General features: G+C 45.1%; 18 protein-coding genes. 13 read left to right on the plus strand and 5 right to left on the minus strand.

All coding sequences use genetic code 11. From position 1 onward, the window contains the following. Positions 1 to 89 precede the first annotated feature (89 nt). Positions 90 to 923 (minus strand): phosphodiester glycosidase family protein, encoded by an 834-nt coding sequence (locus LAY41_RS28110; protein ID WP_249105313.1) that lies wholly within the window; start codon positions 921 to 923, stop codon positions 90 to 92. Next, positions 910 to 1998, minus strand: a complete 1089-nt coding sequence (pdxA, locus tag LAY41_RS28115) for a 4-hydroxythreonine-4-phosphate dehydrogenase PdxA (RefSeq protein ID WP_249105315.1) — start codon at positions 1996 to 1998, stop codon at positions 910 to 912. Before pdxA ends, LAY41_RS28110 begins: the two co-directional genes overlap by 14 nt. Before the next feature lie 230 nt (positions 1999 to 2228). On the opposite strand from pdxA, the gene petM reads away from it, so the two are divergent. The 11 genes from petM (at position 2229) to LAY41_RS28170 (ending at position 11217) form a co-directional block, all read left to right on the plus strand. Next, positions 2229 to 2333: a cytochrome b6-f complex subunit PetM gene (gene petM / locus LAY41_RS28120; RefSeq protein WP_249105318.1), complete on the plus strand. Its 105-nt coding sequence runs from the start codon at positions 2229 to 2231 to the stop codon at positions 2331 to 2333. A gap of 208 nt (positions 2334 to 2541) precedes the next feature. Next, a complete protein-coding gene (locus LAY41_RS28125) occupies positions 2542 to 3516 on the plus strand; it encodes an SDR family oxidoreductase (protein ID WP_249105320.1) in 975 nt (324 codons plus the stop codon). Between the two features lie 184 nt (positions 3517 to 3700). Then, entirely contained in the window at positions 3701 to 4618 is a 918-nt protein-coding gene (locus tag LAY41_RS28130) for an NAD(+) kinase (protein WP_249105323.1), read from the plus strand. Between the two features lie 70 nt (positions 4619 to 4688). Next, on the plus strand, positions 4689 to 5666 hold the full coding sequence (locus LAY41_RS28135; RefSeq protein ID WP_249105325.1) for a S1 family peptidase: 978 nt from the start codon (positions 4689 to 4691) through the stop codon (positions 5664 to 5666). A gap of 213 nt (positions 5667 to 5879) precedes the next feature. Continuing rightward, positions 5880 to 6575 carry a response regulator transcription factor NblR gene (gene nblR, locus LAY41_RS28140; RefSeq protein WP_249105328.1) on the plus strand — a complete coding sequence of 232 codons (696 nt, stop codon included), beginning with the start codon at positions 5880 to 5882 and terminating at the stop codon, positions 6573 to 6575. Beyond that, positions 6556 to 7155, plus strand: coding sequence for a DUF192 domain-containing protein (locus LAY41_RS28145; RefSeq protein WP_249105329.1), 600 nt, complete (start codon positions 6556 to 6558; stop codon positions 7153 to 7155). Before nblR ends, LAY41_RS28145 begins: the two co-directional genes overlap by 20 nt. 786 nt (positions 7156 to 7941) lie before the next feature. After that, complete coding sequence (locus tag LAY41_RS28150; protein ID WP_249105332.1) at positions 7942 to 8133, plus strand: DUF2949 domain-containing protein; 192 nt, start codon at positions 7942 to 7944, stop codon at positions 8131 to 8133. Between the two features lie 355 nt (positions 8134 to 8488). Further along, positions 8489 to 9274 (plus strand): DUF928 domain-containing protein, encoded by a 786-nt coding sequence (locus LAY41_RS28155; RefSeq protein ID WP_249105334.1) that lies wholly within the window; start codon positions 8489 to 8491, stop codon positions 9272 to 9274. Between the two features lie 149 nt (positions 9275 to 9423). Next, positions 9424 to 9999 carry a filamentous hemagglutinin N-terminal domain-containing protein gene (locus LAY41_RS28160; protein WP_420840356.1) on the plus strand — a complete coding sequence of 192 codons (576 nt, stop codon included), beginning with the start codon at positions 9424 to 9426 and terminating at the stop codon, positions 9997 to 9999. A 104-nt stretch (positions 10000 to 10103) separates the two neighbouring features. After that, positions 10104 to 10289: a hypothetical protein gene (locus tag LAY41_RS28165; protein ID WP_249105336.1), complete on the plus strand. Its 186-nt coding sequence runs from the start codon at positions 10104 to 10106 to the stop codon at positions 10287 to 10289. Between the two features lie 370 nt (positions 10290 to 10659). Then, positions 10660 to 11217, plus strand: a complete 558-nt coding sequence (locus LAY41_RS28170) for a Uma2 family endonuclease (RefSeq protein ID WP_249105338.1) — start codon at positions 10660 to 10662, stop codon at positions 11215 to 11217. 234 nt (positions 11218 to 11451) lie between these two features. Here LAY41_RS28170 and LAY41_RS28175 read toward each other — a convergent pair whose 3' ends face one another. From LAY41_RS28175 to LAY41_RS28185, 3 genes are read right to left on the minus strand one after another with little or no spacing between them, the layout of a single operon-like run. Beyond that, positions 11452 to 11895 (minus strand): hypothetical protein, encoded by a 444-nt coding sequence (locus LAY41_RS28175; RefSeq protein ID WP_249105340.1) that lies wholly within the window; start codon positions 11893 to 11895, stop codon positions 11452 to 11454. A gap of 60 nt (positions 11896 to 11955) precedes the next feature. Next, a complete protein-coding gene (locus LAY41_RS28180; protein WP_249105342.1) occupies positions 11956 to 12537 on the minus strand; it encodes a calcium-binding protein in 582 nt (193 codons plus the stop codon). Between the two features lie 18 nt (positions 12538 to 12555). Continuing rightward, complete coding sequence (locus LAY41_RS28185) at positions 12556 to 13050, minus strand: CAP domain-containing protein (RefSeq protein WP_338023067.1); 495 nt, start codon at positions 13048 to 13050, stop codon at positions 12556 to 12558. Between LAY41_RS28185 and LAY41_RS28190 the strand changes: the two genes are divergently transcribed. Both LAY41_RS28190 and LAY41_RS28195 read left to right on the plus strand, forming a co-directional pair. Next, the gene (locus tag LAY41_RS28190; RefSeq protein WP_249105346.1) at positions 13033 to 16590 is read left to right on the plus strand and encodes a WD40 domain-containing protein; all 3558 of its coding nucleotides are present in this window, start codon (positions 13033 to 13035) and stop codon (positions 16588 to 16590) included. The two genes, LAY41_RS28185 and LAY41_RS28190, sit on opposite strands and share 18 nt — an antisense overlap. A gap of 191 nt (positions 16591 to 16781) precedes the next feature. Continuing rightward, positions 16782 to 17924: filamentous hemagglutinin N-terminal domain-containing protein (locus LAY41_RS28195; protein ID WP_249105348.1), on the plus strand; the 1143-nt coding region annotated here is incomplete at its 3' end.

Below are 17924 nucleotides of genomic sequence, written 5' to 3' on the forward strand. Positions count from 1 at the left end.
TGCGAACGCCCCAACTACAAAAATGCTTAGCCCAGCAGTATAGAGCGAAGTTCCGCTGGTTTCGAGGACTCAGCAACTTTTCGATCTTATCACGGCTTTGCGATCGCGCCAATCGTTTGTGGTACTGTTCTTCTAGATGTAACGTAACTTTCTCCTTGACAAAGCAATTGCGTAGAACCGCCACCATCCAGCATTATTACCTTATCTGCGCCAAAACTTCTGAGCGTAAAAGCCGCGTGTGCTTGAGTAGAAGCTCTAGAATTAAAAATTAAAATAGTTTCGTAATCACCGTTGGCGTCACCATCTTTCACACCCAGAAATGTTCTGCCAACTTCTTTGTTGATTAATTTATCAGCATCTTCCTTTAATCCCACAATCAAATTTGGTGCTGAAGATGAGTAAAGAGAAATTTTACCGTTAAATGCTGTAATATCGGCGCGATAATTCCATATTTCAAGCTTTAGCTTTTCTGTTGTATATTCACTTTCTCCAGCATAACCATCGCTGATGATTTTACCATTGACTTTAACTGGAAAAGCTAAATTAGTAGAAGGTTTAGTATCATCGCTGAAAAATTGACCGTTAGTTATACAAAAAGCATTCTGATTTGATAAATGGAAATTAAACCAAGCTTGGTTTAGAGTTTGACGTTGCAATTGAGGATCGTCTCCTCCATAAGCACCTTGACTTTTACCAGACTCAGTAATATTCCCATACAGCAATTTTACAGATGCACCTTTGCTCAAATCGATAACTTGTACATATTCTGCATTTTTCTGGTAAAGAGTAACTCCTCTGGAAGTTTTAACTACATCAAATCCAGGTGGAAATATAGAAGCGTTAGAAACTATCTGGGGAATTAAGGCATTAAGTAAAGAGGCACAAAAAAATGCAAATACTTGCTGTCTGTTAAAGTTTTTCATTTACCTTTTGATTCGCCAATTCAACTGCTAATTGCAATGCTGCTTTCATACTTGTCGCATCGGCAATTCCCTTACCCGCAATATCAAACGCTGTTCCGTGATCCGGGGAAGTACGGATAAATGGCAAACCGATCGTAGTATTTACGGCCCGATCGAAAGCCATCAATTTCACCGGAATCAAGCCTTGATCGTGGTACAAAGCCAGATAACCATCTGCTACCGCTGTTTTGCTGTTCCCGTACCAAGCTTGACCGGGCTTTACCCACATAGTATCGGGCGGCACAAGGCCATCAAGAATTGCGTATGGTCGGGCGTTGCGTTCCTCCTCTAACCACGGAATTAACCAATCTAGTTCTTCACGTCCTAATTGTCCCTGTTCGCCGCTGTGGGGATTTAACCCAGCAACGGCGATCCTGGGTTTGTCAATCCCAAAATCTTCGCGCAAACATTCGATCAGTAAATCAAGTTTTGCACTCATCAGTTGCGGCGTCAGCGCATCTGCCACTTGACGTAGGGGAATATGTGTGGTAGCAAGTAAAGTGCGAAGAATCCAGCCAGTGTGAGGCGATCGCGCGACAAACAACATTCCAAACCGCTCGACACCCGATCGTTCTGCTAAAAGTTCAGTTTGACCGGGATAATTATAGCCAGCAGCCTTCCAAGCCGACTTAGCGATCGGCCCCGTTACAATAGCCTGGAACTCACCAGCTAAAGCGCAACGTATCGCCCTTTCCATATAAGCAAAACTCGCCGCACCACTAGCAGCATTACCAGTTCCAGCAATAATCTGATTCAAATCACCATCTAATTCGACATCCAGGATAGATAACTGCGCCGGATCTGCCAAAAATTGCACAGAATCAGACAAATCTGCATAAATTTTGGCCAGAAGCGATCGACTACCAACCACCGTAATATCGCAATCTTGGATAACATCTGGATCTGCCAGCGCCTTCAGAATCACCTCTGGCCCGATCCCAGCCGGGTCTCCCAGCGTCACAGCCAATCGGGGACGCCGATCGCCATCCCTTAATTTTACAGACACTTCTGTAAAGAAACTTCTTTCAGCCTTCATTTTGTCCGTCTTCCCCGATTGCGTTGTGTTTGCACTCAGCACTTTGCCCCCTAACCCCCCAAATCTGGGGGGGACAAGACTGAAAGGACTTCTTCTCCCCCAGATTTGGGGGCAAGGGGGCGTGAGTCCTGTATACTACCTTTGCGGGTGTGACCGCACAGGCGTGGTAATTTATTTAACTATTGTCGTCCCAGATAACTCGATCGCGATCGCAAAGGAGCGTTTAACTAATGAGCGGAGAGATTTTGAATGCAGCGGTTTTGTCCTTCACCCTAGTTCTTGTGGGTTTAGCTATGGGCTTTTTGCTCCTAAAAATCCAAGGGTCTGAAGAATAGTCGCTTTAACCAACGGGGAGTTTGAGGGCCTCTATCCCTCTTCCCCCTTGTCCCCCTTGTCCCCCTTGTCCCCCTCTTCCCCCTTGTCCCCCCTTCCCCCTTGTCCCCTCTTCCCCTCTTCCCCTAGCCCCTAGCCCCTCTTCCCTACTATTTGCTTAATTCTGATAACATCTTAGAGAAACGTTAAGATTCATTACTAAATTTTTGGATGAGCTTATTAATTGTCGGTTCCACAGGCACATTAGGAAGACAGGTTGTCCGTCGCGCCCTAGATGAAGGATACGAAGTCCGCTGCTTAGTCCGCAGCGTCAAGAAAGCAGCTTTCTTAAAAGAATGGGGCGCATCTCTCGTGCGTGGTGACCTCAGCGACCCCGAAAGCCTACCCCCAACCTTGGAAGGCGTAACAGCAGTTATCGATGCTGCAACCGCCCGACCTACAGATTCCCTCAGCATCAAACGGGTAGACTGGCAAGGCAAGGTAGCGCTGATCCAAGCCGCCAAATCCGCCGGTATAGAGCGTTTTATCTTCTTTTCCATTCTCGACTCTGAGAAATATCCCCACGTACCCTTGATGGAGATTAAGCAATGTACTGAAATCTTTTTGACAGAGTCTGGATTAAATTACACTATCCTGAGACCCTGCGGCTTTATGCAAGGGTTGATCGGTCAGTACGCAGTTCCCATCTTAGAAAAACAGTCAGTATGGGTCACCAGCCAGACCTCTCCGATTGCCTACATGGATACCCAAGACATCGCCAAATTTGCGATCCGCGCCCTCTCCGTTCCCGAAACTGAAAATAGAACTTTTCCAATCGTGGGGACACGGGCCTGGAGTGCCGATGAAATAATTAGCCTGTGCGGGCGCTTGTCGGGACAAGAAGCAAAGGTAACGCGCCTACCCCTGGGCTTAATGCGTGCTGTTCGCCAAATGGCGCGGTTTTTTCAGTGGGGCTGGAATTTAGCCGATCGGCTAGCCTTTGCAGAAGTTTTAGCTTCTGATAAACCCTTAAATGCTTCAATGGAAGAGGTTTATACTGTATTCGGCCTAGACCCCCAAGAAACAACTACCCTAGAAGCCTACTTACAAGATTACTTCAGTCGAATTTTGAAGAAACTCAAAGAATTAGATTATGAACAGGCTAAAACTAAAAAGAAATCAAAAAGACAATCCTTAAGATTTTAGACGAATGGCACGAAGATTGAGATAATGTCTCTAATCTTACTCATGGTTCGCGGTTTATCTGATGAGGGGTTCGGAAGAACTACGAACCATCAACAAGAAACATTCCTCAAAACTTCGCCAGCCATTCGATTTTCGGCTCCCTTCTCATACATCAACTTTCGATTATAAACCTGGACTTTTTTGCGTGCCCAAAGCTGGGATTATCTACAACGACCTTAAACCTGTAGCTTGTCGCGTTGCTGGTGAGTTAAAAAACCAGCTCGCAGCTGCCGGTTGGGATGTCTGCTTGACGACTGGTAGTAGCGGCATACTTGGCTATGCGCGTCCCGAAAGCCCAGTTTACCACACGCCCATAGAGCTTTTAACACCTCCTGGTTTCGACGAAGAAATGAGCTTTGCGGTGGTGTTAGGCGGAGATGGCACGGTTCTAGCCGCATTTCGCCTGGTGGCACCCAGTGGCATTCCGCTGCTGACTGTGAACACAGGCCACATGGGATTTCTCACGGAAACTTATGTAAACCAATTGCCGCAAGCCATAGAAGATCTTATGGCTGGTGAGTATGAAATTGAAGAGCGAAGTATGCTGACGGTGCGGGTATTTCGCGAAGATACCGTTTTGTGGGAAGCACTCTGCCTCAATGAAATGGTAATTCACCGGGAACCGCTGACCAGTATGTGTCATTTTGAAATTCAGGTAGGCAGACACGCACCGATCGATATTGCCGCAGATGGAGTGATTATCTCCACTCCCACCGGCTCGACAGCTTATGCTCTGAGTGCTGGGGGCCCGGTGATTACGCCGGGGGTGCAGGTCTTGCAGTTAGTGCCGATCTGTCCTCATTCTATGGCTTCCCGCGCTTTGGTTTTTGCTAACACCGATCCGGTGTCAATTTTTCCAGTCAATCTCGAACGGCTGGTGATGGTGGTAGATGGAAATGCGGGGTGCTATGTTATGCCAAGCGATCGCGTCCATGTAGAGCGATCGCGTCACCGGGCCCGCTTCATCCGCTTACAACCACCCGAATTTTTCCGCATTTTGCGCGAAAAATTAGGCTGGGGTCTACCCCACATTGCCAAACCCACCTCCGTTGAACTACCATAACCCAATTTTAGATTTTAGATTTTAGATTTTATCTGGAATCTAGAATCTAAAATCTTAAGAAAGTCCCGGCATGAGAAAAAAATTTTGGGTTTTGCTATTAAGTGCGGTTTGCAGCATATTTTTTGTGTTCGTAAGCCAAGCACAACCGCCCTCCACAAATCCAGATCCTGTTGGAATTATACTTTTAAGACCACAGAGACAGAGGGAATTTGAGCCCATTGGCTCAGGTATATATCTTGGTCGGGGAGTTGTTCTTACAAATTGGCACATAGCCACGAATACCGCACTTTTGCTCTTACAAGGAGTTGACGTAAAATCTGAAGATCAGCTACTGACCTATCAGATCGATCGCAGTTCAAATTCACAAATTAATGCTTCTATCTGTTTAATTAAACCAAGTCCGAATTCCCCCAGCACCGACGGGCTGCAATACAGAATCAGTCCTACAAATACAGAAGGCTGCATTCCATACAATCTCACTAAGTGGCAGTCATTTCGTCCATCGCAACCTACTCCCTCACCTTTAATTCCCACTGTCCCTCTGAAACAATTGCTATTTCTAGACCGCAATCTGGAACTTGCAGTTGTTAAACTCGATCCAAAGGAACTCGACGCGATCGACCTCTCACCCCCTTGTCTGGAAGTACGACCAGTTAAGCAAGGTGAAAAACTGACGATTAAAAGTCATGCTTACGGTCGCTATCCCGCTGTAACAGCGATCGCAACCGTCCAAGATGACAAGCCAATGTTGCGTATCGACCCCGATCCTCGCGTTCCTGTAAAAAACCGCTACGCCGCCATGTCGATCGTCGCCACTCTTCCTCCTGGACAAGGCGATCTCGTCGGCCCCGGTTCATCCGGCGGGCCAGTGTTTAACCGTGAAGGCAGGCTGGTTGGGCTAGTATGGACAGGGCAAGACCTACCTGATGGCACCAAAGAAGTTTGGATTACACCAGCATCGGTTTGGTTACCGAAGCTTGAGCAGGCGAAAATACCAGATAAGGATTTAAACAAAGTTTTGGATGCTTCTTGTCCGGTCAGATTGTAGCAATTTTAGATTCGATCGCAGTAGGTATTGGTTGCGATGCCGCGCTCTTATAGCCCTAAAGCGCAACCAATACCCATTATCCATTCCGAACAACACCTTCTATAGCAACCGCCAGGACGGTTAGGACGTACTAAAACGCTAGAATCAATTCACATAAAGCATTTCACTTTTGAATGAGTGACTTTTGACTTTTGCTATATATCTGTTGTCTCTATGACTAGCGTTACCCTCAACCACAGTCCTTGCGTCTTAGTGATTGAAACTGACGAAGCCCTGGCTCAGAATATCAGTCTAGATCTCAAAGAATCTGGCTATGAACCAGTGGTGGCTTACGATGTCGCCACTGGTTTGCTTCGAGCCAAGGAACTAGAGCCAGATTTGATTGTCGTAGACCGAATGCTAGCAGGAGAATCGGGTCTGGGGTACTGCCAAAATCTTAGGCGTGCGGGCAATCGGGCCCCCGTGCTGCTGATGATGGCTCGCGATACAGTCGATGACCGGGTGGCTTGTCTGGAAGCAGGAGCGGATGATTACTTCCTCAAGCCTTACCGAACGGAAACGTTTTTGAAGTTAGTGCGTTTCTACCTACAACCTGAAAAGGAGAGTTCCGAGCAGTTTCGCTTTGGCGACTTGGTTTTAGATTTGGCTACTCGCAGAGCTTTACGCAACGGACGGACGATCGACCTGACAATGAAGGAATACGAGCTGCTTAAGTGTTTTATGGAGCATCCCCGCGAAGTGCTGACTCGCGAACAAATTATGGAAAATGTCTGGGGCGATGATTTTATGGGAGAATCCAATGTGATTGAAGTTTATATTCGCTATCTGCGTCTCAAAATAGAAGACGAGGGCGAAAAACGCTTGATTCAAACGGTTCGAGGTGTTGGATATGTTTTACGAGAAACTTAGAAGAGTGAGTAGGAGAGTGGGAAAAATCCAAAATCTAAAATTGGCTGGTTTGCTGTTGGGCGCTTTACTCATGGGCTGTTCGCCCTCGGTTCCAGCCATTTCTTCTGCCGAACTGCCCGCACCTCAAGCACAGGTAACGCCAACACCTGTAAGCAGCAAGGAATCACAAACAGATTTGGGTCAAATGTTGCCTATTTCAGCCACAGCTAAGATGGCAGGTGAGGTAATTGAACTGGAAGTGACTCGCACGCCCGAACAGCAGGCTTTGGGGTTGATGTACCGCGCATCTTTACAGGATAACCGGGGGATGCTGTTTGAGTTCCAGCCGCCCCAACCTGTCAGTTTTTGGATGAAGAATGTGAGGATTTCTCTTGATATGATTTTTTTGCGAGGGGGAGTTGTGAAAGCGATCGCAGCTAACGTGCCTCCCTGTACCGCCACACCGTGTCCCACCTACGGCCCCAAAACAGAGGTAGACCAAGTGATCGAGCTACGAGGTGGACGCGCAGCCCAACTGGGGGTCAAAGTCGGGCAGCAGGTGGAAATTCAGTTTTCCCAGTCCAGTCGATCGCAGCCATAAAATTACTCCTTTGGCGCTCTCAAGAATATCTATCAAGGCCGCAGAGGGGCATAGGGGAAAAAGAATGATAGATAATCTTCTGCCCCGAAGGGAGTAAGAAGTTTATCAAAGTCGCTCAAAAATGTTAACATTTATATCTATCGTCAGAAACTTCTGTAAGAATTTGCTAGTCTATCCTGACACCTGCAAAGAGAGCAAAGGGCTCTTCCCTGAAATTGGCAAATCCTACAGGATGTGCTTTCTTCAGGAACTGGCAGCAGTCAAGGTGAATAACTTGTTGAATAAAAAACTATCTTCTGTCATTCAGCATTATTGGCATTAAAGCTCTTGGAGTGTTCTCCCAAACTTAGCTATATTTCTTGTGATGCCGATGTGTCTAGGTGTGAGGCATAAGTGAAAGTATTAATTCTTCCCTGTTATAGGTGAGGGTAGTTACAGCGCTGAAGTAGAAGACAATCAACAAGTAAATAGAAGACCTTGGTATAAGCCGATAGCGACCCTGGGAGAGCGGTATCAAAAAAAGCAGCGGCGACCGTAGGAAAAATCCGTGCGCTCCTGTGCTTCGGGTTTAATTTCCACCCAATCCTCAGTTCGATTTGGGTTTGTAGGTCGTCGAGTCTACTGTAGAAGTTATTCCCAAAAGCTATAGCTTTTTACTCTTGCCGTTATCCGACAAAAGAGGTATAGCGAACAGCGCGGTGGGGGCATAAAGACTGTCTATCGACTGATTAAAGTCGGAAGTTCCGTATCACACAATGGTGTCTTAAAGAGGAGGTGAAAGTGCGAATGGCACCGACAACTTATTCACGATTAATTCGCTTTTTGGAAGAAGAATTAGCAATTTCTGCTGCTTCCATGTCGATTGTATTTAAGCATCGGGAGCAAGATCCAGGGCCTTTGCCAATGATTCTTTGGCAGTACGGTCTGGTGACGCTCAAACAACTAGAGCAAATTTATGACTGGCTGGAAACAGCCTAACATTTAACCTATAGCCAAGGAGCTGGCATTTATGTCAGAACAATTATATCCCAGTGCGTCACGATCGCATGGGTACGTCCCCTTGAGTTACCGCTATTTCCATCCTACCTTTGAAAGCGGGTCCGATCGACAGCCCGCTTTTTTGATTTTTAAGTAAGACAATAGTAAGGGAAAGTCAACGCCTCAACCGGAAACGATATTAAGCTGAGGCCCATTTAAATTTTTAAGTCAAATTTGATGAAATTATTGTGGGGCAGGGGCAAGGCGTCCCGCCCGCCCAAAAAATACAATTTAGATGCGGAACAGCTTACTAGCATGAAAGTCAAACTGTATAGGTGGAATTAGGTTAAATATTATGGTTTGGCAGCAGTCTTCCTTGCATTTTGCGACTTTAACACTCACCCTAACTCTGGAGTTACTTAGTTTTACTCCCCCGCCAACGCTGGCGCAGTCTCAAGTCACTCCATCAACCCAAAATAGTTGGGGAGTAGGCGAGACATCCGTATATGAACCTCCAACGGATATAGGTGCCCCAACCAGAACGGAATCTGGCTCAACCCGTGAGCCAAAAAAATGTCCCAAAGATAAAAAGTTTCCTAACCAGGCTTTAACTGCTTTGATCCCAAAAGACCCTAAATACATTTACTTGGCATTAACAGTGGAAGGACGCCCGACTTTCTTTGTGTATGTTCCTCAAACTTCTGCACGAATGGGGGAATTTATTTTAAAGGATGACAGTGATAAAGATGTTTATAGGACAAATTTGACACTACCGATCGGGCCTGGTATTGTCAGCTTTAAACTTCCTGCTAATGCACCAGAGCTAGAGGATAAAAAAAGCTACCATTGGTTTTTTGTAATTCGTTGCAATCCTGAAGAGCGAAATCGGGATCTTGATGTAGATGGGTGGATTTTGCGAACACAACTACAATCGTCTATCGAAAACGAACTACAAAACACAACACCGCGCGATCGCGTTAAGCTGTATCGCCAGTATAAAATTTGGCACGAAGCTCTCGCAACCCTAGCCGATCTGCGCCGTTCTAATCCTAACGATTCGCAATTGGCTACGGAGTGGAAAGAATTATTGGAGTCGGCTGGACAAGGTGAATTTGCTCAAGCGCCTATACTTAACCAGTGAGACCAAATCCGCTGACCTTACCCCTTTTTTAAACGAACCGCTACATAATAACATTCTCTGGTGTAGGGGCAATTCATGAATTGCCCCTACATCTGTAGCAAACATTTAAGTAATCCAAGACTTACACCACGTCCGAGAGCGCTTTCCCCATGAAAAACAGAATTGGCTTATTGAAAATACGTCATCTTAGAATCTGGTTTCGCGTCGCAACTACACTGTTTTTTCTGCTCACCTGCAAACCAACTCCAGCACAAATCGTCCCAGATAGCACACTACCAGTTAATTCGATCGCCACCCCATCTGGCAATACCACCACCATCACCGGCGGAACCCAAGCCGGAACCAATCTATTTCACAGCTTTGGGGAGTTTTCCATACCTACCGACAATACTGCTTTCTTCAATAACGCTCTTGATATCCAGAACATTATCAGCCGCGTCACGGGTGGATCTATTTCTAATATTGATGGATTGATTAAAGCCAATGGCACAGCCAACTTATTTTTACTTAATCCAAATGGGATTATTTTTGGGCTTAAAGCTCAACTGAATATCGGCGGATCGTTTCTGGCTTCTACGGCAAATAGCCTTAACTTTGCCGATCGCACTCAGTTTAGTGCCAAAAATCCGCAAACGACGCCTTTGCTAACAGTAAGCGTACCTATTGGCTTGGAAATTGGTTCAAATCCGGGGAATATAGCTATAAAGCCACGTGGTTTGATTTAAGACCAAGACTGGAAACCCCACCCCCTGCCCCGACCCGCAACGGAGAGGGGAGTAATATTACCCCCCCCTTCCCTAGTAGGGAAGGGGGGTTGGGGGGGTTAGGTTTGCCTTATCCGAACAGTATTGGGAGAGGAGGATCGATCGATCGCCGATCGCCCATTCCCACCCCCCAATTTGTGGAAGCACAAGGATGGATAATTGGCTCTAATGAAGAGGTCATCCTTACAGCCTCTTCCCCCACAATCACACCGCACGCATCCCCGCTAACGCCAGCTTCCTGCCGGAGCTAGAGGCGTGTTTTCTTTCCTCAGAGATCCCCCCCTAGCTTGCCCCCTACTCCCCCTTAAAAAGGGGGGAGAAAGAGCCTAAAAGTCCCCCTTTTGAAGGGGGATTTAGGGGGATCTCAATCTGATGGAGAAGTTTTAAAACACGCCCTAGTGACAATCGGGTCTTTCGGAATTATTATGCTAATGTTCATGTTGAACATTTTGTTGTAGGGGCACGGCATCATCAATATGTCGGTCATACCAAGATTGTAATTATGCCGTGCCCCTACAACAGCATATTTGACAAGGGAAGAACCTGACAATCGCACTTTCTCTATCACGCAAAACCGATCGCTACACCAACCCGTTCTTTACCAAAATTATATTTCATAAAATGTTCGCCACTACTCTAGCAATTAACGAATATATTATAGATATCAAACCCGATCTAACAAAAATAGAAAAGGGCGTTATGATTCAAGCAATACCCACAATAGTTACAACAGTTACGTTTGACGAATTTATCGCTTGGTATCCACAGGCGTCGGGATGTCACTACGAACTACGCAGCGGAGAAATTGTAGAGATGCCTAAACCTACAGGAAAACATTCGCGAGTAGCTGGTTTTACAGCACTGAAAGCGGGGATTGAAATTGAACGTCTAAAATTGCCTTATTTCATTCCCAAAGAATGCGTCATTAAATCTGTCCGCGACGACTCTGGGTACGAACCAGATGTTATCGTACTGGACGAGCGATCGATTGCAGACAGTCCGCGATGCGAAAAGGAATCTATCATCACTCGAGGAACTTCTGTACGCCTGATAGTTGAAGTAGAGATTTTTGTTAAAAAACCTCATATCCCGATCGCATTCTGTATATTGGCTGTAATTCTATGTTTGCGATCGCTTCCGCCAAAGAAACCGGGTTTCTCCAAGAAACCCGGTTTCTGAGTTCACTGGCGATATGCCTACGGCACGCTACGCGATCGCCCTTTCTCTCCACAACACAGAAAAAAGAGCGATCGCTCCTATTTACCAAAGCATTTCCGATGGATTAGAGCTTGGTGGCTGATTAGTAGTAGAGAGTAGAATTTCTTAACTCGTTATCAGCATTTTTTAAATCGTAATTTTGGTTTTTAATCGAGACAAAGATTGGAAAAACTATAGCTAACATTAACCATAGTTTCATGGTTTTCTTACTTGTGCAATAGGAGAAGAATTAGAAGACAGAAAACTTCTCACTTGGAAGGTACAAAACGGTCGGAATGGAACTACACTGTCAAAAGCTTTACCCAGCGGCTGTACTCCAATTCCTACAAAAGTGTTGCTGTATCCCTGACAGTTAACCGATGCTTGATTTTGACCATTCAACAAATATGTGCCGCTGCTAACGACTTGGCATTCTGGACCCGTACAATGTTGACTGAGCAAGGTTTGACAGGGGTCGCTTATCATATCTCCAGTAATCCAAAGCCACCATCCTCCGCTTGGGTTTTGCACGTTACAAAATCTTCCTGTCCCTCCAGGGGTTTGTGCTTGGAGTTCGGAAGGAATGTTAGGGATAGTTGTTTCAATAGCAGGCGCAAGAAAACTAACAATCATGCAAAGTAGAAACTGAAGCCGACGCATAAATTACCTCATAGAATCAGGTGTTTAGCAGATAAGAATGGGCGTTAGATACCCGGTTTCTTAGAGAAACCGGGTATCTGGGGCAATCAGTAGCTCGACCAGCCCTTTCAATGCGTTCGTTTGTACTATGTATCTAAAATTGCCAAATCTACTTCTGTCGGGATAGCGGGAGAAAATGCTAAAAAACGTAAACAAAGCCAGCGGGAGGCGGATCTTGAGCGCGGGAAGATCGTCAAATCTGAAACCATAAAGAGTGTCATTTCCCTCTCCTCCATCAAGAGAATCATTGCCTCTATTGCCTTCTAAAATGTCATTTTCCGATCCACCAAATAAAACATCATTTCCGAACTGACCAAAGAGATTGTCATCGCCTTTATCTCCGTAAATAAAGCTGTCGCCTCCACCTCCGTAAACAGTATCGTTGCCTCTCCCTCCGCGCACGGTGTCATTCCCTCTTGCGTCACCACCAAAATTACTAGCCTCTCCAAAGATTAGGTCGTTTCCCTGGTTGCCATTAATCAGGTCATTGCCGAAGCCTCCAACGATCGTGTCGTCACCGCCAGAGCCAAATATTGTATCGTTATCTGCTGGATTTTGACCTTCAAGTCGTTCGCTAATATCTGTACCAAGTAGAAAGCCCATAAGTTACTCCTGTTCTGATTAAAAGGCACTGCCAAAATTCTGAGTCCAGTAGTAGTTGTAGTTAACGTTGCCAGTGTCGTTAGCCAGGAAATAGTAACCAACACCTATGTCCCGATAATCGGGATTGAGAATGTTAGCGCGATGTCCTGGACTGTTCATCCACCAATTTACTGCTGCCTCTGGTGTGGGAAAACCCCATGCAATGTTTTCTCCCACAAAAGGGGATCGATAACCTGCTGCTAGAGCGCGATCGCCAATATTAGAACCGTTTAATCCCGTATGACTTGTATAGTCATTGAGCGCCATGTCTGTGGTATGTGCTTGTGCAGAAGCATTCAACTGAGGATTCATTGTCAATGGGGGCAAACCATTTTGTGCGCGGAAAGAATTGCTAAGGTTTACAACACCAGTGATAAAATCTACATTCGGGTCTGGTTGCGGAGGAGGTGGTGGTGTCGGCGGAGTAAAACCTTCTGGAACAGCAGGGCGTCCTTCTTGAAATCCATAAGTTATGTAGTGCTGAAATTAACGGAGACTGAAAAGCTGCACCTACAAGGGTTACTTTGCGGCTACAGTCCAGCGGAAATAGCTAAAAAGCTGCACAAGACCCGCCGGGGGGTTGAAGCAGATCTATGTAAAACTTTGTATCGATATATTGAAACTCTGACAGAACGAAAGCCAAACTCGTTAGAAAACTGGAGAAATATCGTTGACTGGCTGGCAGAATACAGAAAGCTGCCATTAATAAATCTTAACCAAGATTGGGGAGATGCGCCGGATGTCCCTGCTTTCTTTGGACGAGATGCAGAATTAGCCACACTCAAGCAATGGATTCTTGAAGATCGCTGCCGACTGATAGCGATTTTAGGCATCGGCGGGATTGGCAAAACCGCAGTGTCGATCAAATTAGGGAAAGGTGGGATTGGGAAAACCGATCTGTCGCTTAAGTTGGCGCGAGAAATCCAAGATGAATTTGATTACATCATTTGGCGCAAGCTTCTCAACGCACCACCCGTCACGGAAATTCTCTCTGAGTTAATTCAGTTTCTATCAAACCAACAAATCAGCGATTTACCAGTCACAATAGACAAGCAAATATCGCTCTTACTCCAATATTTAAAACAGTATCGTTGTCTGTTAATTTTGGATAATGCAGAGACAATTCTAGAAGCTGGTAATTCTGCCGGAAAATACCGCCAAGGATATGAAGAGTATGGTCAACTATTTGAAAAAATAGGAGAAGTCCCCCATCAAAGCTGTTTGCTGTTAACCAGCCGCGAAAAGATGGGCAACATTGAGAGATTAGTCGGAAAAAACAAACCTGTTCGCTTCTTCCCATTAAAAGGTTTAAACTATTCTGAAGGACGAGATATCTTTGCAGAAATTGATGATTTTTCTGGCTCGGATGACCAATGGAAAAACTTAATTGAATTTTACGAAGGCAACCCTTTAGTTTTAGAGCTAGTAGCCCATCATATCAAAAATGAATTTGCGGGCGATATTTCCGAATTTTTGAGCCAAGGAAAACCTGTTTTCGCCCATTTGCGGGAATTATTAGATTGGCACTTTGCTCGATTGTCAAATAATGAAAAAGAAATAATGTACTGGCTGGCGATTCATCGGGAGCCAGTTTATATTGCAAGTTTGAAGGATGATATTGTTTCAGCGATCGCCAAAGAAAGGGTGGCAGAAAATTTGCGATCGCTCCAAAACAAACTGCCGCTTGAAAAAAGCGAAACCCGTTTTACGCTTCAGCCCGTACTAATTGAGTACATCACCGATCGACTAATTGAAAAAGCGTGTGAAGAAGTAAAAACAGGCCAACTTGAACTGTTTAATAACCAGGCTTTAATTCTAGCTACTAGCAAAGACTATGTAAGAGAAAGCCAAAGCCGAACTATTCTCGATCCAGTTAAAGAAAGACTTGTTGATAGTTTTACATCTCAACAAAATCTAGAAAAACATTTAAAATCTCTTCTCTCAAAAGCTCGCGAAGATTCTCCGCTTCAACCTGGATACACAGGGGGAAATATTCTGAACCTACTATGTCAATTGAAAACTAACTTAAAAGGTTACGATTTTTCTTATCTTACCATCTGGCAAGCTTATCTCCAAGGCATAGACTTACAGGATGTAAACTTTTCCTATTCTGACCTAAATAAGTCAATTTTTACTCAATCTTTTGGAGGAATTCATGCTTTAGCATTCAGTCCAGATGGAAAAGTTTTAGCAGTAGGTGACTCTAACGGTCAAATTCGTTTATTGAGACTTGAGGATGAACAACCCATTGCAACGTTTCAAAAGCACGGATGGTGGACAGTATCCGTTGCTTTTAGTCCCGATGGGGAGAAATTGGTGAGTAGCAGTATTGATGGAACGATCAAGCTGTGGAATGTAAAAACAAGTCAGTGTCTTCACAATTTAGAAGGGCATACGAATTGGGTCTGGACAGTTGCGTTTAGCCCCGATCATAAAACTATAGCTAGTGGTAGCAACGACAAAACTATCAAACTTTGGGATGCTAACACTGGTGAATGTATTAAAACTTTGGAGGGACATACAGGTTGGGTTTTGGCAGTTAATTTTAGTTCGGACGGTCAAACCCTTTTGAGCGGCAGTTACGACAAAACAATCAAACTGTGGGATGTCAAAACCTTTAAATGTTTTAACACCTTTGAAGGACATGAAGATGCAATTTGGTCAGTGGCATTAAGCCAACACGATCGAACAATTGCCAGTTGCGGTTGCGACAAAACGATAAGATTGTGGGATGCTGAGACTGGAGAATGTCGCGAGATTTTAAGAGGGCATAAAAAGGAAATCAAGGTGCTTGCTTTTAGTCCAGATGGAAGAACATTAGCGAGTGGCTGTTTTGAGCCAACTGTAAAATTTTGGGATGTAGAAACTGGAGAATGCAGGGGAACTGGAAAAGGACATCGAACTGGCGTGCGATCGCTTGCCTTTAGCTGTGATAATAAAACTGTGGCGACTGGAGACAATGACCAAATCGTCAAACTATGGGATGCTCAAACTGGAAAATGTATTAAAACCCTCCAAGGACACACTAATTGGGTTTGGTCAGTTGCGTTTAGTCCCGACGGTCAAAAAATCGCTAGTAGTCATTTAGATCATACTGTAAGACTGTGGGATACTCAAACTGGAGAATGCCTTAAAACTTTGAGGGGACATACTGCTTGGATTTGGTCAGTTGCATTTAGTCCTGACGGTCAAACAGTTGCTAGTAGTGGAGATGACGAAACCATCAGACTCTGGGATGTTAGCCAAGGTCAATTTTTGAAATGTTTGCAATATCCAACCGAAAAATATCAAGGCGGAATTTGGACAGTTGCCTTCAGCCCCGATCGTCGATTTTTAGCGAGTGGAGGTCAGGATACAACCGTAAAGATTTGGGACATTCAGACTGGTAATTATAGACTTTTAGAAGGACATCACAATTGGATCTTTGCAGTTGCCTTTAGCCCGAATGGGAAAATTCTTGCGAGTGGCAGTGATGACCAAACCATCAAAATTTGGGATGTTACAACTGGACAATGCCTCCAGACTTTACAGGAACACACTAATAATGTTAGATCGGTTGCTTTTAGTCCTGACGGGAAGTTGTTAGTTAGTGGCAGTGAAGATACTACCTTAAAGCTCTGGGATGTCAGCACTGGAAAATGTCTTAAAACGCTTCGGGGACATGAAAGTTTAGTTTGGCCTGTCAAATTCAGTTCCAACGGTAAATTTATAGTCAGTGGTAGTCACGATCGGACCTTGAAACTCTGGGATGGCACTACTGGAGAATGTCTGAATACTTTACAAGAACATACCGATCAAGTTACATCAATTGCTTTCAGTTCCGATAATCAAACCATTATTAGTGGTAGCATAGATGGTACAATTAAGTTTTGGAACGTCAATACAGATAAATGTTTGAAAACCCTAAGAGTGCCTAGACCCTACGAAGGCACGAACATCACAGGAGTTAAAGGTTTAACTGATGGTCAGAAAGAGTCTCTCAAGGCTTTAGGTGCAGTGGAAGATTCGGAGTGATTTTTCTCTGTGAAATGAACCCGATCGACTCTACCGTTGCCCGAATGCTAATGCCTCCGGCACGCTATGCGCTCTCGTCGCAGGCTACGCCAACGCGAACGCCCTACACAATACATATTTCGTTCTTTTTGTCAATTCATTCTACTGGACTGGCGCTCTAGTCCCTAGCCCCTAACCCCTAGTCCCTTCTTATGAAATTACATCATCTGAAATTCTGGTTAGCTCAAGTGAGTACACTGTTTTTTCTGCTCACCTGCAAACTAACTTCAGCACAAATAGTCCCAGATAGCACACTACCAGTTAATTCGATCGCCACCCCATCTGGCAATACCACCACCATCACCGGCGGAACCCAAGCCGGAACCAATCTATTTCACAGCTTTGGGGAGTTTTCCATACCTACCGACAATACTGCTTTCTTCAATAACGCTCTTGATATCCAGAACATTATCAGCCGCGTCACGGGTGGATCTATTTCTAATATTGATGGATTGATTAAAGCCAATGGCACAGCCAACTTATTTTTACTTAATCCAAATGGGATTATTTTTGGGTTGAATGCAAAACTGAACATTGGCGGTTCGTTTCTAGCAAGCACGGCGAATAGCCTCAACTTTGCCGATGGAACCCAGTTTAGTGCCAAACCTGTACAAACCACACCTTTACTAACAGTAAGCGTACCCATTGGTTTGCAATTGAGCGGTAACACGGGAAAAATTACCGTACAGGGGTCGGAAATACAGGTGCCGCCTGAAAGAACTTTGACGCTGGTAGGTAGCGATATAACCTTAACAGGCGGCAATTTAACTGCACAGAGAGGACGAATTGAACTGGTGTCATTGGTTAGCGGCAATTGGCCATTGATTAATAGCCCAGCACAAATAACCGATAACGAAGGAATTTCGACAGAATATGGAGATATTCAACTTTCCCAGCAGGCAATAGTCGATGCCAGCGGTTTGGGAGGCGGTAACATCCAAGTGCGAGGTAGGCGAATTAGCCTTACCGATGGTTCCCAAATTAGGGCAAATACCCAGGGCGCTGAATTGGCAGGAAATGTGACCGTTCGGGCAAGCGATACTGTGGAATTAATTGGTGTGGGAAATTTGGCGGAACAGGGAGAAAATATAGTGCAGCCCAGTGCTATATCTACAGAGACAACAGGCGCTGGAAATGCTGGCAATTTGGAGATTGTGACCGGACGATTGATTGTCCGCGATGGATCTCAGGTATCTGCTTCTACATCTGGAACTGGCAATGGGGGAATTTTAAATATTAATGCCAATAACATAGAGTTGATTGGTCGATCGCCTGATGGCAGTATTCCCAGCGGT

This window comes from Argonema galeatum A003/A1, from assembly GCF_023333595.1.
GTDB classification, from domain to species: Bacteria; Cyanobacteriota; Cyanobacteriia; order Cyanobacteriales; family Aerosakkonemataceae; genus Argonema; species Argonema galeatum.